13 protein-coding genes are annotated in these 13,234 nt (G+C 59.5%); 6 read left to right on the top strand and 7 right to left on the bottom strand.

Annotation, left to right across the window (positions count from 1 at the left end):
* Positions 1 to 62: 62 nt before the first annotated feature.
* Entirely contained in the window at positions 63 to 929 is an 867-nt protein-coding gene (gene hexR, locus PMA3_RS29840) for a transcriptional regulator HexR (RefSeq protein WP_064680491.1), read from the top strand.
* A 224-nt stretch (positions 930 to 1,153) separates the two neighbouring features.
* The gene (locus tag PMA3_RS31365) at positions 1,154 to 1,366 is read left to right on the top strand and encodes a PA3496 family putative envelope integrity protein (protein ID WP_082930448.1); all 213 of its coding nucleotides are present in this window, start codon (positions 1,154 to 1,156) and stop codon (positions 1,364 to 1,366) included.
* Here PMA3_RS31365 and PMA3_RS29835 read toward each other — a convergent pair.
* On the bottom strand, positions 1,308 to 2,270 hold the full coding sequence (locus PMA3_RS29835; RefSeq protein ID WP_064680490.1) for a LysR family transcriptional regulator: 963 nt from the start codon (positions 2,268 to 2,270) through the stop codon (positions 1,308 to 1,310). The two genes, PMA3_RS31365 and PMA3_RS29835, sit on opposite strands and share 59 nt — an antisense overlap.
* A 190-nt stretch (positions 2,271 to 2,460) precedes the next feature.
* Between PMA3_RS29835 and PMA3_RS29830 the strand changes: the two genes are divergently transcribed.
* Both PMA3_RS29830 and oadA read left to right on the top strand, forming a co-directional pair.
* Positions 2,461 to 3,876: an acetyl-CoA carboxylase biotin carboxylase subunit gene (locus tag PMA3_RS29830; RefSeq protein ID WP_064680489.1), complete on the top strand. Its 1,416-nt coding sequence runs from the start codon at positions 2,461 to 2,463 to the stop codon at positions 3,874 to 3,876.
* An 11-nt stretch (positions 3,877 to 3,887) separates the two neighbouring features.
* Positions 3,888 to 5,696 carry a sodium-extruding oxaloacetate decarboxylase subunit alpha gene (gene oadA / locus PMA3_RS29825; RefSeq protein WP_064680488.1) on the top strand — a complete coding sequence of 603 codons (1,809 nt, stop codon included), beginning with the start codon at positions 3,888 to 3,890 and terminating at the stop codon, positions 5,694 to 5,696.
* A gap of 104 nt (positions 5,697 to 5,800) precedes the next feature.
* Here the strand turns inward: oadA and PMA3_RS29820 are convergent, their stop codons facing one another.
* Both PMA3_RS29820 and PMA3_RS29815 read right to left on the bottom strand, forming a co-directional pair.
* A complete protein-coding gene (locus tag PMA3_RS29820) occupies positions 5,801 to 6,637 on the bottom strand; it encodes an amino acid ABC transporter permease (RefSeq protein WP_064680487.1) in 837 nt (278 codons plus the stop codon).
* Positions 6,634 to 7,455 carry an ABC transporter substrate-binding protein gene (locus PMA3_RS29815; protein ID WP_064680486.1) on the bottom strand — a complete coding sequence of 274 codons (822 nt, stop codon included), beginning with the start codon at positions 7,453 to 7,455 and terminating at the stop codon, positions 6,634 to 6,636. Before PMA3_RS29815 ends, PMA3_RS29820 begins: the two co-directional genes overlap by 4 nt.
* A gap of 112 nt (positions 7,456 to 7,567) precedes the next feature.
* On the opposite strand from PMA3_RS29815, the gene PMA3_RS29810 reads away from it, so the two are divergent.
* Entirely contained in the window at positions 7,568 to 8,464 is an 897-nt protein-coding gene (locus PMA3_RS29810; protein ID WP_064680485.1) for a homocysteine S-methyltransferase family protein, read from the top strand.
* Positions 8,465 to 8,607: 143 nt separating this feature from the next.
* Here PMA3_RS29810 and PMA3_RS29805 read toward each other — a convergent pair whose 3' ends face one another.
* From PMA3_RS29805 to PMA3_RS29795, 3 genes are read right to left on the bottom strand one after another with little or no spacing between them, the layout of a single operon-like run.
* On the bottom strand, positions 8,608 to 9,279 hold the full coding sequence (locus tag PMA3_RS29805) for a GNAT family N-acetyltransferase (RefSeq protein WP_064680484.1): 672 nt from the start codon (positions 9,277 to 9,279) through the stop codon (positions 8,608 to 8,610).
* Positions 9,276 to 9,743, bottom strand: coding sequence for a GNAT family N-acetyltransferase (locus PMA3_RS29800; RefSeq protein ID WP_064680483.1), 468 nt, complete (start codon positions 9,741 to 9,743; stop codon positions 9,276 to 9,278). Before PMA3_RS29800 ends, PMA3_RS29805 begins: the two co-directional genes overlap by 4 nt.
* Positions 9,744 to 9,752: 9 nt before the next feature.
* Positions 9,753 to 10,376 (bottom strand): FMN-binding negative transcriptional regulator, encoded by a 624-nt coding sequence (locus PMA3_RS29795; protein WP_064680482.1) that lies wholly within the window; start codon positions 10,374 to 10,376, stop codon positions 9,753 to 9,755.
* 90 nt (positions 10,377 to 10,466) lie between these two features.
* Between PMA3_RS29795 and pdxR the strand changes: the two genes are divergently transcribed.
* A complete protein-coding gene (gene pdxR / locus PMA3_RS29790) occupies positions 10,467 to 12,017 on the top strand; it encodes a MocR-like pyridoxine biosynthesis transcription factor PdxR (protein WP_064680481.1) in 1,551 nt (516 codons plus the stop codon).
* A gap of 94 nt (positions 12,018 to 12,111) precedes the next feature.
* On the opposite strand, the gene PMA3_RS29785 is transcribed toward pdxR, so the two are convergent.
* Entirely contained in the window at positions 12,112 to 13,227 is a 1,116-nt protein-coding gene (locus PMA3_RS29785) for a polyamine ABC transporter substrate-binding protein (protein ID WP_064680480.1), read from the bottom strand.
* Between the last annotated feature and the right edge of the window lie 7 nt (positions 13,228 to 13,234).

Below are 13,234 nucleotides of genomic sequence, written 5' to 3'. Positions count from 1 at the left end.
TGTAGTATAACTACAAGCTTGCTACATCACCGGCATCTGCCGATAACAAAGAGTCGAACCTTTTGAATCTGCTGCAACATATTGCCCAGTCACGCCACCTGTTACGCAAGTCGGAGCTCAAGGTCGCCGACCACGTCCTGCTTGACCCGGCGGCGGTGATGCACAGTTCCATGGCCGACCTGGCCCATAGCGTGGGCATCAGTGAGCCGACCATCGTGCGGTTCTGCCGCGCCATCGGGTGTTCCGGTTTCCAGGATTTGAAGCTGAAGCTGGCGCAGAGTCTGGCGGCGGGTGCGAGCTTCGGGCAGTTCGCGATCCATGAAGACGATTCGGTCGCAGACTACAGCCTGAAAATCTTCGACACCACCCTGCACACCCTGATGGAAGTTCGCGAGCGACTCGATCCGGTGGAATTGCAGCGGGCCGTGTCGCTCATGTCCCAGGCCCAGCGTGTGGAGTTCTACGGCTTTGGAGCGTCGGGTGCAGTGGCGGCGGATGCCCAGCACAAATTCTTTCGCTTGCTGCTGACCGCTGCGGCGTACTCCGACCCGCACATGCAGGCGATGTCGGCGGTGACCCTGAAGCCGACCGATGTGGCGATCTGCATTTCCCAGTCCGGGCGCTCCAAGGACCTGTTGATCACCGCCAACCTGGTGCGCGAAAGCGGCGCCTCGCTGATCACCCTGTGCCCGAGCCAGACACCCTTGGCTGAGCTGTCGACTGTCAATCTGGCGATCGATGTGCACGAAGACACCGAAATCTATACGCCGCTGACGTCGCGGATTGCCCACCTGGTGGTGATCGACGTATTGGCGATGGGTGTGGCCATGGCGCGTGGGCCGAGCCTGGTCAACCATCTCAAGAGCGTCAAGCGCAGCCTGCGCAGCTTGCGACTGTCGCCCAAGTCGGTGAAAGCCCTGGACGACTGACGTCGTCGTAAGGTCGTTCCGACCTTAATCGCGAGCAAGCTCGCACACAGGTTCTGTGGTGTACACACAATTTGTGCAACACAGTCGATCTCTGTGGGAGCGGGCTTGCCCGCGAAGGCGTCCTCGAGAACGACAACGTTCATCTGCCTGTAACCGACTCGCCGCCAAACCGTCATCCCCCGCGCCCATCCTGTAACTCCCGTCATCGCCTTGGGAGACTCGAAATGGCCCAGCCCTACGAAGAACGCAACAGCGCCGTCAGAACCCGTCGCCAACAGGAAGACCAGCGCCGCATGGAATTTCGCCGCGCCATCGAAGATCGCTGCGAACGCCGCCAGCTTCTCGCAGAGATCGGCGATTTTCCTGATGATCTGCAACTCAACTTCTGGCAGGCAGCGCCCGTAGCTTCCCGTCGAAACGCTCAACCAGGGCGCTGATCTGCAGCCGCTCGCTGCGGATAAACGCAAGGAATGCGTGCGCCACCGGCGACAGCCGTTTGGCCTTGGCCTGTACCAGGCACCAACTGCGATACAGCGGCAGCTCTTCGACCGGCAATTCGATCAGGCCGCCGGTCGCCAACTCAAGGTTCAGGGCGTGGCGCGTCAACAGCGCCACGCCCAGACCCGCCAACACACATTCCCGTTGTGCTTCGGCTGACGAGACTTCCTGGGTCTGGTTGAAGTGCACACGTTTCTCCTTGAAATACTCTTCGCAGGCCAGCCGCGTCCCGGAGCCATTCTCGCGCAGCAATAATGTGTAAGGCTCGAGATCCTGCAGGCGTAAAGGGCCCATGTGACACAGCGGATGATCCGGTGGCGCCACGGCGACGATCGGGTTGTTGAGGAACGGCAGGAATTCCAGTCCCATATCCTGCGGGACCATGGACATGATCACCAGGTCATCGCGATTATCGGAAAGACGTCGAATCACCTGCCCACGGTTGACCACCGTCAGTTGCAGGTTCACCTCGGGATGCTGGCGTTTGAACGCAGCAAACAGATGCGGCACGAAATACTTGGCGCTGGATTCCACCGCCAGTTTCAGCTGGCCCTGCAGCGAACCCTGCATGTCCGAGAGTTGCATATCGAGGTTTTCCAGGCGGCCGAAAATGTCCCGGCTGGCCCGCTGAAGCGCTTCAGCGGCTTCGGTCATGTAGAGTTTTTTGCCGACGTAATCGAACAAAGGTTGGCCGATCAGCTCCTCGAGTTGACGAATCTGCAGGCTGACGGCAGGTTGTGTGAGCGACATTTCATCGGCTGCGCGGCTGTAAGACCTCAGGTCACAGACCTCATTGAAGATCTGCAATTGACGCAATGTCATACGCATCAAGGACTTACGCATAATTCTGGCTCTCTGTCCGCAGGCTGGTAAATCAACTATAAGTCTTTACTTATGCCTGACCCAATAATTAATCATTTTTGTTAATCCCTTGTGGGGGCTAGTGTGGGGCTGCGACTAAATTGAAACATTTGGTCACGCGTCGACCTGGCATTGCAGGTCGTGGGTACCACCGGCTCAAGGGAACCTCCAAGTGATAAAAAAGATCCTGATCGCCAACCGTGGTGAGATTGCCGTACGAATCGTGCGTGCCTGCGCCGAGATGGGCATTCGCTCGGTCGCGGTCTATTCCGACGCTGATCGTCACGCGTTGCATGTGAAGCGTGCGGACGAAGCCCACAGCATCGGTGCCGATCCGCTGGCCGGCTACCTGAACCCGCGCAAGCTGGTGAACCTGGCTGTGGAAACCGGCTGCGATGCCCTGCACCCAGGCTACGGCTTCCTTTCGGAAAACGCCGAGCTGGCAGACATCTGCGCCGAACGCGGCATCAAATTCATTGGTCCATCGGCTGAAGTGATTCGCCGCATGGGCGACAAGACCGAAGCTCGCCGCAGCATGATCAAGGCCGGCGTGCCGGTTACGCCTGGCACCGAAGGCAACGTCGCGGGCATCGAAGAAGCCCTGGCCGAAGGCGAGCGCATCGGTTACCCGGTGATGCTCAAGGCCACTTCCGGTGGTGGCGGCCGCGGCATTCGCCGTTGCAACAGCCGCGAAGAACTCGAACAAGCGTTCCCCCGCGTGATCTCCGAAGCCACCAAGGCCTTCGGTTCCGCGGAAGTGTTCCTGGAAAAATGCATCGTCAATCCGAAACACATCGAAGCGCAGATCCTCGGTGACAGCTTTGGTAACGTGGTGCACCTGTTCGAGCGTGACTGCTCGATCCAGCGCCGCAACCAGAAGCTCATCGAAATCGCCCCGAGCCCGCAACTGACCCCGGAACAGCGTGCCTACATCGGCGACCTGTCGGTGCGTGCGGCCAAGGCCGTGGGTTACGAGAACGCCGGCACCGTGGAGTTCCTGCTCGCCGAAGGCGAGGTGTACTTCATGGAAATGAACACCCGGGTGCAGGTGGAACACACCATCACCGAAGAAATCACCGGTATCGACATCGTCCGCGAGCAGATTCGCATCGCGTCCGGCCTGCCGCTTTCGGTGAAACAGGAAGACATCCAGCATCGCGGTTTCGCGCTGCAATTCCGGATCAACGCCGAAGACCCGAAAAACAACTTCCTGCCGAGCTTTGGCAAGATCACCCGTTACTACGCGCCCGGCGGTCCCGGCGTGCGTACCGACACGGCGATCTACACCGGCTACACCATTCCACCGTTCTACGACTCCATGTGCCTGAAACTGGTGGTCTGGGCGCTGACCTGGGAAGAGGCGATGGATCGTGGCTTGCGAGCCCTGGACGACATGCGTCTGCAAGGGGTCAAGACCACCGCCGCGTACTACCAGGAAATCCTGCGCAATCCGGAATTCCGTAGCGGCCAGTTCAACACCAGCTTCGTTGAAAGCCACCCTGAACTGACCAACTACTCGATCAAGCGCAAACCCGAAGAGCTGGCCCTGGCCATCGCCGCCGCCATCGCCGCCCACGCAGGCCTGTGAGGAATATTCCAATGACTAAGAAAATCCACGTTACCGACACAATCCTGCGCGACGCCCACCAATCGCTGCTCGCCACCCGCATGCGCACCGAAGACATGCTGCCGATCTGCGACAAGCTCGACAAAGTCGGCTACTGGTCGCTTGAGTGCTGGGGCGGCGCGACGTTCGACGCCTGCGTACGCTTTCTGAAAGAAGATCCGTGGGAGCGCCTGCGCCAGTTGCGTGCGGCGTTGCCTAACACTCGCCTGCAAATGCTTCTACGCGGCCAGAACCTGCTGGGCTACCGCCACTACAGCGACGACGTGGTCAAAGCCTTCGTCGCCAAGGCTGCGGTCAACGGCATCGACGTGTTCCGCATCTTCGACGCCATGAACGACGTGCGTAACCTGCGTACGGCCATCGAAGCGGTAAAAGCGGCGGGCAAACACGCCCAGGGCACCATCGCCTACACCACCAGCCCGGTGCACACCATCGACGCGTTCGTGGCCCAGGCCCGGCAAATGGAAGCCATGGGTTGCGACTCGGTGGCAATCAAGGACATGGCCGGCCTGCTGACTCCGTACGCCACTGGCGAACTGGTCAAGGCATTGAAATCCGAGCAGTCGCTGCCAGTGTTCATTCACTCGCACGACACCGCTGGCATGGCCACCATGTGCCAACTCAAGGCCATCGAAAACGGTGCCGACCACATCGACACCGCGATCTCCAGCTTCGCATCCGGCACCAGCCACCCAGGCACCGAATCGATGGTCGCTGCCCTTAAAGGCACCGAATTCGACACCGGCCTGAACCTGGAGCTGCTGCAAGAGATCGGTCTGTACTTCTACGCCGTGCGCAAGAAGTACCACCAGTTCGAAAGCGAGTTCACCGCCGTCGACACCCGCGTTCAAGTCAACCAGGTACCGGGGGGGATGATTTCCAACCTGGCCAACCAGTTGAAAGAGCAGGGCGCTCTGAACCGCATGGGCGAAGTGCTTGCCGAAATCCCGCGTGTTCGTGAAGACCTCGGCTTCCCGCCGCTGGTGACCCCGACTTCGCAGATCGTCGGCACCCAGGCGTTCTTCAACGTGCTGGCCGGCGAGCGCTACAAGACCATCACCAACGAAGTGAAGCTTTACCTGCAAGGTGGCTACGGCAAGGCACCGGGTACCGTGAACGAACAACTGCGTCGCCAGGCGATCGGCAGCGAAGAAGTGATCGACGTCCGTCCAGCTGACTTGCTCAAGCCGGAAATGACCAAACTGCGTGCCGAAATCGGCGCCGTGGCCAAGTCTGAAGAAGACGTGCTGACCTATGCCATGTTCCCGGACATCGGGCGCAAGTTTCTCGAAGAACGTGCAGCCGGCACCCTGACGCCTGAAGTGCTGTTGCCAATTCCGGAAGCGGGCGGCGTGACCTCGGCCGGTGGCGAAGGCGTGCCGACCGAGTTCGTCATCGACGTCCACGGCGAAACCTATCGCGTCGACATCACCGGTGTCGGCGTCAAGGCGGAAGGCAAGCGTCACTTCTACCTGTCCATCGACGGCATGCCGGAAGAAGTGGTGTTTGAACCGCTGAACGAATTCGTCGGCGGCGGCAGCAGCAAGCGCAAGCAAGCCACTGCACCGGGCCACGTCAGCACCACCATGCCAGGCAATATCGTCGACGTGCTGGTCAAGGAAGGCGACATGGTCAAAGCCGGCCAGTCCGTACTGATCACCGAAGCGATGAAGATGGAAACCGAAGTCCAGGCAGCCATCGCCGGTAAAGTCACCGCCATCCACGTGGCCAAGGGCGACCGGGTGAACCCGGGCGAAATCCTGATCGAGATCGAAGGCTGAGTTAACAACCTCGATTCAACGCTTTAAACCTCGGGGGGGCATGTGCTCCCCTTTTTTTATGGATTCGACACAGCCCCTGCAGGAGCAGCCGTTTGGCTTTTAACCTAGCTGCGGCTCAAATACGCCTTCCCATAATGCCGCTCCATCCGCGCCTGAATCAGCTCCAGCCCGATCGACATCAACCAATAAATAATCGCCGCCGTCGTGAGCATCTCGATATAGCGATAGCTCGAGCGCCCATACGATTGCGCCAGGAACATCACCTCCCAAACGCCCATCACTGAAATCAGTGATGAGTCTTTGAGCATGGAGATGAACTGGTTGGTGGTGGGCGGGATTATGGTGCGCATGGCCTGGGGCAGGGTGACGCGCCAGAAGATCACGGTTTTGCCCATGCCCAGAGCCAGCGACGCTTCGCGTTGGCCATGGGGGACGCCGAGGATGCCGGCGCGGAAGATTTCGCTCAGGTAGGCGCCGTAGTTCAGCGACAGGGCAATGATGCCGGCGGCAATGGCGCCGGGCACGATACCGAGTTGTGGAAGGCCGAGGTAAATCAGCAAAATCTGAATCAGCAGCGGTGTGCCCCGAAAGAACGAGGCATAGAAGCTCGCGATACCGAACGCCACCGCGCTTTTCGACAGCCGCGCCAAAGCGGTGATGAAACCCAACAGCGACGACGCCACGATCGAGCACAGGCACAAGAATAACGTCAGCGCTGCGCCTTGCAGAAAGCCGTTGGGTGCCAGTTGCAGGCCGATCAGGTTCGGTAGTTTGTCGAGGATGATCGAGTACTTCAGGTCGAAGCTCAGGAAGAAACTCGCGAACAAACCGAGCATCGCCGCCCAAGTCAGATACAGCCGGGTACGGAATCCGAAAATCCGTTGCAGTAATGACTCAGCCACCGGTTGCGGCGGCTGAGGTGGTTTGGGGAAAGAAGTCATTTGCTGATGTCGGCGCCGATCCATTTTTGCGACAGCTTGCTCAAGGTACCGTCCTGTTTCAGCTGGGCAAACACATCACGTACTTTGGCGTCCCACTGGGCGTCGCCTTTTTCGATGGCCACCGAGTTTGGTTCTGAGTACAGCGGCTCACCGGCGAGCTTGAAGCGCTGATCTTCATTCAGGCGTGGTTGCGCGGTCACCAGGTTGGTGAGAATCGCATCCAGACGCACGCCAGCGCCCAGGCCCAAATCCTGGAACGCGACGTTGTCGGTGTCATACGGGGCGATCTGCACATTCTCGAACGGGTACTGTAATTGGGTGTCTTCGGCGCCTTCGATCACCAGATTTTTGTTCAGGTAGCTTTCATAACTGGAGGCGCTCGTGAGGCCGACTTTTTTGCCGCTCAGGTCCTTGGCGCTGTGAATGCTGTCGTTCTTGGCATTGACCACAATCACCGCAGGGGAGGCGTAGTACTCGACCGGGAAGTCGAAGACTTCAGCGCGGGCTTTGCTCGGGGTCATGGAGCAGATGCAGATGTCATAACGCCCGCTCCAGCGACCGGCGGCGATCACATCCCAGGACGGCGTTTCGAGACGCAGTTTGACGCCCAGTTTGTCTGCCACGGCCTTGGCCACATCGACATCGAAACCGTCGAGCTGGTTTTGATCGTTGAGGAATGAGAAGGGCGGATAGCTTTCCATCAATACGCCCACCAGCTCTTTCTTTTTCTCGATGCGATCCAGAGTAGCGCCCGCAAAGGCTTGGGCAGAGACAGCCAAAATCGTCAGGCCCAGGGCCAGCAGTGGTTGAAATTTCACAGTTGATCCCTGAAAAAAAAGAGGTTGTTATTAACCGGGTGGTGCATATTAAATAGTTATAAGAACGACTCTGATAGTGAGTTATTTTCATAAGCTTATGAGTGAAAAGCATATGGGCGCAAACACGGTAATACTGGATGGCGGCATGGGTCGTGAGTTGCAACGTCAAGGTGCGCCGTTCAGGCAGCCTGAGTGGTCCGCGCTAGCGTTAAGCGAAGCGCCGCAAGCTGTGGAAGCGGTGCACGCAGCTTATATCGAAAGTGGTGCGAACGTGATCACCAGCAACAGTTACGCAGTGGTGCCGTTCCATATCGGCGAAGCGCGTTTCGCCGCTGAAGGCCAGGCGCTTGCAGGGTTGGCCGGTGAGTTGGCCCGTCGTGCAGTCGATGCGGCGGGCAAACCGGTGCGCGTGGCCGGTTCATTGCCACCGTTGTTCGGCTCCTATCGCCCGGACCTGTTCGATGCTGCCCGGGTGACTGAGCTGCTGACGCCTCTGGTCAATGGCCTGGCGCCTCATGTCGACCTGTGGCTGGCCGAAACCCAGAGCTCGATCGTTGAGGCTCGAGCAATCCATGCCGGTCTGCCGAAGGATGGGAAGCCGTTCTGGTTGTCGTTTACCTTGAAGGATGAAGACATTGACGAAGTGCCACGTTTGCGCTCGGGTGAACCGGTGGCTGAGGCCGCTGCAGTGGCGGCTGGGTTGGGCGTCGAGACCTTGCTGTTCAATTGCAGTCAGCCGGAAGTGATTGGTGCTGCGATCGATGCGGCGCGGGAAACCTTCGAACGCTTGGGTGTGAAGATTCACATCGGCGCGTACGCAAATGCCTTCCCGCCGCAGCCGAAAGAGGCCACGGCCAATGACGGGCTGGACCCGTTGCGCGACGATCTCGACCCTCCGGGTTATCTGCGGTGGGCAGCCGATTGGCAAAAGCGCGGGGCCAGCCATTTGGGCGGTTGCTGCGGAATCGGGCCGGAACATATTGCGGTGTTGGCCCAGAAATTAGCGTGATGCCATTCGCGGGCAAGTTGGATCGCCGCACCGCTCGCTCCTACAGGTTTTTCGGTTGACCATAAATCAACGCAAAACCTTGTAGGAGCGAGCGGTGCGGCGACCCGACTTGCCCGCGAAGGCGTCCTGTCAGACGCCAAAGATTACTGGCGGCACTCAACCAGTGTTTTCACCTGCCCCGATTCCGTCTGGTTCTCATCGGACAGCCACTGTTCAAACCCCGCAGCAATTGCCGGCCATTCCGAGTCCAGAATCGAATACCACGCCGTGTCCCGGTTCTGCCCCTTGACCACCATGTGCTGGCGGAACACCCCTTCAAAACTGAATCCCAACCGCTCAGCCGCGTACTTGGAGCGGGCATTGCCGTTGTTGCATTTCCACTCCAGGCGCCGGTAACCCAGCTCAAAGGATGCCTTGGCCAGCAAGTAAACCGCCTCGGTACTTTTCGGCGAACGCTGCATCGGCGCACCGAACGTTACGTGGCCGATCTCGATGCGACCCTGGGAAGGGACGATCGACATCAGGCTGAGGATGCCTTGCACCTCGCCGCTGGCGCGGTCGATCACGCTGAAGAAGTATGGGTCGCTGTTGGCCGCATGATTATTCAGCCAATCATTGAAAGCACCGCGCTCCGGGAATGGTCCGTAAGGTAAATAGTCCCAAAGCTTCGGATCGGCGCCCGGGCCTTCCAAAGCATTCCACAAACCGTCGCCGTGGCGTGCCGGGTCAAGTTTTTCCAGGCGGATGAAGCGCCCTTCGATCGTTTGAACCGTTGGTGCCGGGACGCCTTTCCAGTCCGCGAGTGAAGTCGTCATGCTGTGCTCCTTGAACCTTGAATGGCTTTGCGAAACTGGATGAAACCAGGCCGTTCGGCGATGCGCTCGTAAAGCTGGATCGCGGTGGCGTTGGTTTCGTGGGTCAGCCAGTGGACCTTGCAGCAACCGTCCTCCCTGGCTGTGGCGTACACGTACTCAATCAGCTTGCGGCCGACGCCGGTGCCGCGGGTTTGCGGCGTTACCAGCAAGTCCTGCAGGTAGCAGGAGTTTTCGATGCTCCAATTCGAACGATGGTAAATGAAGTTCACCATGCCTACCGCTTGGCCACCGGCCCAGGCCAGCGCCGAGTGGGTCGGTTCGCCAGGGTCGAGCATGCGCTGCCAGGTGCTTTGAGTGACGGCCTCGGGCAATTCGGTGTTATAGAAACGCAGATAGGCCTGCCACAACGGCAACCAGGCAGCATGGTCATCGGCGATGACCGGGCGAATCTCGATCTGACTCATGTTCATTCCTTAACGCATCAAATGGGCGAGAGCCTGGTCATGCACATCGGGGCTGGCGGCGAGCCCCTCGCGTACGCCGGCAATGTCTGCGGGGCTGCGGTTCTGGCTGAGTTTGCGCTTACCTTCCAGGCGCTCGATCGGCAAGGCGAAACCGACGATGGCCTTGAGCATTGCGTCAATGTACTCCGCGGGCGCATCCGCGACCTTCCACGGATTGTTGCGGCCTGCTTCATGACGATCCGTCAGCGCACTGACCAGGTCGCGCAGGCGATCAGCGTCGGTGAAAACCTCGGCCGTGCCGTAAGCGTGCACAGCGACATAGTTCCAGGTCGGCACCACTTTGCCGTGTTCGGCTTTGCTCGGGTAAAACCCCGGGCTGACGTAAGCCTCGGCACCGGCGAAAATCACCAGCGCTTGAGCGCCGTCCTGCAGTGCTTTCCATTGCGGATTGGCCCGGGCGAAGTGACCGTAGAGTGTGCCGTTCGGGCCTTGGTCGGGGCGAAGCAGCAATGGCAGATGACTGGCCTGCAGGCCCTGCTCCCCATGGGTCACCAGCATGGCAAGGCGGGTGTCGAGGATCTGCTGTTGCAAGTCATGCAAATCGTTGATGGCAAAGTTGCTTGGCGTGTACATGGAGATTTTCCTTGGCGAATGTGCTCATCCTAGGCAGGCTATTGGTCTGTTGTAAGAGCCATTAATGACCAATTTCATAGGTCCATTGCCATGACCGGTGATTCACTGTCCTTGTCGTTCAATCCTGCGGGCATAGAACTTGATCGCCGTCAGGGTTTGAGCCGTCAGTTGTACCAGGCGTTACGGTTACGTGTGCTCGACGGCAGACTGGCCAGCGGCACGCGATTACCGGCCAGTCGCGATTTGGCGGCTGCGTTGGCGATTTCCCGTAACAGCGTGGTCCGGGCCTACGATCAGCTCTACGCCGAGGGCTTTATCGAAGGGCGTGTTGGCGACGGCACCTATGTCGCACAACTGCCTCAAGCGGTGTTGCCGGCAAAAAAATTATCCACAAAAGTATCCACAGGGTTGTCAACAGGGTTACCCACAGCCTTATCCACAAATTGGCTGGATTTACCTGTGGTTTCATCCAGTAAAGTTATCCACAGTGGGGCCCTGGATCGAGTAGAAAGGAATCATTTGCCAACGCCGCCAAGTGGACCGCCACGGGCTTTTCGGGTCGGCGTTCCGGCCTTTGATCTGTTTCCGTTCGAGGTGTGGGCCAAGCTGAGCGCGGCTTTCTGGCGTAAACCGGACTTACAGCAACTCTGTTACGGCGACCCGGCAGGCGATGGGCGCTTGCGCGGCCTGATTGCGGCGTACCTGCGCAGTTCGCGGGGCATGCAGTGCACGGCTGAGCAAATAGTGATCACCAGTGGCGCGCAGCAGGGGATCAGCCTTTGTGCACAGCTGCTGGTGGAGCCGGGCGACGGGGTAGCGATCGAGAATCCGGGGTATCGCGCGGCGGGGCATGCATTCGCTGTGGCCGGGGCGCGATTGCACGGGATAGCGGTAGACAATGAGGGTATCGATTGCACCGAATTGGCGGGGCTCGGTGATTGTCGTCTGGCTTATGTCACGCCGTCGCATCAGTACCCGACCGGGGTGGTCATGAGTCTGGCACGCCGCCTGGAGCTGCTGGCCTGGGCTGAATGCACCCAAGGCTGGATCGTGGAGGATGACTACGATGGCGAGTACCGTTACAGCGGCGCGCCATTGGCACCCTTGGCGGCACTCGATCGGCAGGGGCGGGTGCTGTACGTCGGGACCTTCGGCAAGGTCGCCTTCCCGGCATTGCGCCTGGGTTATCTGGTGTTGCCGCCGGCATTGGTGGACGCGTTCTCCCAGCGTCGCGCAGTGGACGTGCGGCATTCGGAGGTCAGCACTCAGGCGGTAATGGCCGAGTTCATGGCTGCCGGGCATTTCCAGCGACACATCCGGCGCATGCGGCGAGCCGCGCTGAGCCGGCGTAACGCATTGCTGTCCGGCTGGCCCCAGGGTATCCCGGGTGTCGGCAGCCTGCCGGTTGTCGCGGCAGGGCTGCACCTGACGGTTGCGGTCGCGTCTCAGGCCCGAGAGCAGGCGCTGATCGAAAAAGCGGCCAGCGTCGATGTCGAGATCAATGCCCTGAGCAGCTACTGGTTACCGGACACGCAACAACCGCAGGACCAGCGCGCCGGGCTGGTCCTGGGTTTTGCGGCGGTGCCGGAAGTCGCCATCATCGAAGCACTTCGGCGTTTGGACAGAGCCTGGCGCACATGAGTCTTGCACCACGCCAGGATTGCGTGTCGGTTTTCAACGGCAGGCTCAGGTCGTTCCGTAGAGCCCGTGGCGAACCAGCTCATGAGTCAGGAACTCAGGTTCCTGATTTGATCTTGGTCCAGGCCCGGGTTCGCGCACGCTCGGCATCGCGGGGCAGCGGTTGCAGGGTGTAGAGCGTCCCCATCGCCGTTTCGGTCGGGTACAGGTTGGGATTATTACGGATCGCAGGATCCACGCTCTCCGTGGCGTCCTTGTTCGGGTTCGGATAGCCGACGAAGTCGCTCACCGGCGCGATCACCTGGGGTTGCAGCAAATAGTTGATGAAGGTGTAGGCGTCTTCCGTGTTCTTTGCGCCTTTGGGAATGGCAAGCATGTCGAACCAGATCGGTGCGCCTTCTTTTGGCAGGCGCATGTCGACGATCACGCCATTTTTGGCTTCCTTGGCGCGGTTGGCGGCCTGGGAAAAGCTGCCGGAGTAACCGACCGCGACGCAAATGTCGCCGTTGGCGATGTCGGCCATGTATTTGGATGAGTGAAAGTAAGTGACGTACGGACGAATCTTCATCAACAAGGCTTCCGCCTTCGCGTAGTCCGCCGGCTTCTTGCTGTTGGGGTCCAGGCCGAGGTGTTGCAGGGCCAGCGGCAGGATCTCCGACGGCGAGTCGAGCAGGGCGACGCCGCACTGCTTGAGTTTGCTGATGTTCTCTTCGTTGAAGATCAGGTCCCAACTGTCCACCGGGGCGTTGTCGCCCAAGGCGGCCTTGACCTTGTCCGGGTTGAAGCCGATCAGGATAGTGCCGTACATGTAGGGCACGGCGAATTTATTGCCGGGGTCGTTGGTTTCGATCAGCTTCATCAGCTTGGGATCGAGGTGGTTCCAGTTTGGCAGCTTGCTGCGATCCAGGGGCTGGAACACGCCGGCTTCAATCTGTTTGGCGAGGAACACGTTGGACGGCACCACCACATCGTAGCCGGAGTTGCCGGTCAGCAATTTGGCTTCCAGTGCTTCGTTGGTGTCGAAGATGTCGTAGACCAACTTGGTCTGGGTGTTCTGGGTCTTGAAATCTTCCAGCGCCTTGGGCGTGATGTAGTCGAACCAGTTGTAGACGCGCAAGGTTCGTTCTTCAGCCTGAACGGCACCACAGAGCACTGTGGCGCCCAGCACTGCAGGGAAGAGTGCGGGAGCGATATAACGCTTGAGCTGATGCATTGGTCCA

Origin of the sequence: Pseudomonas silesiensis (assembly GCF_001661075.1) — a bacterium.
Classification (GTDB): domain Bacteria; phylum Pseudomonadota; class Gammaproteobacteria; order Pseudomonadales; family Pseudomonadaceae; genus Aquipseudomonas; species Aquipseudomonas silesiensis.
Note: the sequence above shows the minus strand (reverse complement) of the source record. Positions and strands in the feature narration are given on the sequence as shown.

Excerpts from the sequence above, each read along its gene's own strand:
- PMA3_RS29795 (WP_064680482.1), bottom strand. The coding sequence starts at position 10,376 with ATGTACACGCCAAGCAACTTTGCCATCAACGATTTGCATGACTTGCAA.
- oadA (WP_064680488.1), top strand. The coding sequence starts at position 3,888 with ATGACTAAGAAAATCCACGTTACCGACACAATCCTGCGCGACGCCCAC.
- PMA3_RS29810 (WP_064680485.1), top strand. The coding sequence starts at position 7,568 with ATGGGCGCAAACACGGTAATACTGGATGGCGGCATGGGTCGTGAGTTG.
- PMA3_RS29820 (WP_064680487.1), bottom strand. The coding sequence starts at position 6,637 with ATGACTTCTTTCCCCAAACCACCTCAGCCGCCGCAACCGGTGGCTGAG.
- PMA3_RS31365 (WP_082930448.1), top strand. The coding sequence starts at position 1,154 with ATGGCCCAGCCCTACGAAGAACGCAACAGCGCCGTCAGAACCCGTCGC.
- PMA3_RS29805 (WP_064680484.1), bottom strand. The coding sequence starts at position 9,279 with ATGACGACTTCACTCGCGGACTGGAAAGGCGTCCCGGCACCAACGGTT.
- PMA3_RS29835 (WP_064680490.1), bottom strand. The coding sequence starts at position 2,270 with ATGCGTAAGTCCTTGATGCGTATGACATTGCGTCAATTGCAGATCTTC.
- pdxR (WP_064680481.1), top strand. The coding sequence starts at position 10,467 with ATGACCGGTGATTCACTGTCCTTGTCGTTCAATCCTGCGGGCATAGAA.
- PMA3_RS29785 (WP_064680480.1), bottom strand. The coding sequence starts at position 13,227 with ATGCATCAGCTCAAGCGTTATATCGCTCCCGCACTCTTCCCTGCAGTG.
- PMA3_RS29800 (WP_064680483.1), bottom strand. The coding sequence starts at position 9,743 with ATGAGTCAGATCGAGATTCGCCCGGTCATCGCCGATGACCATGCTGCC.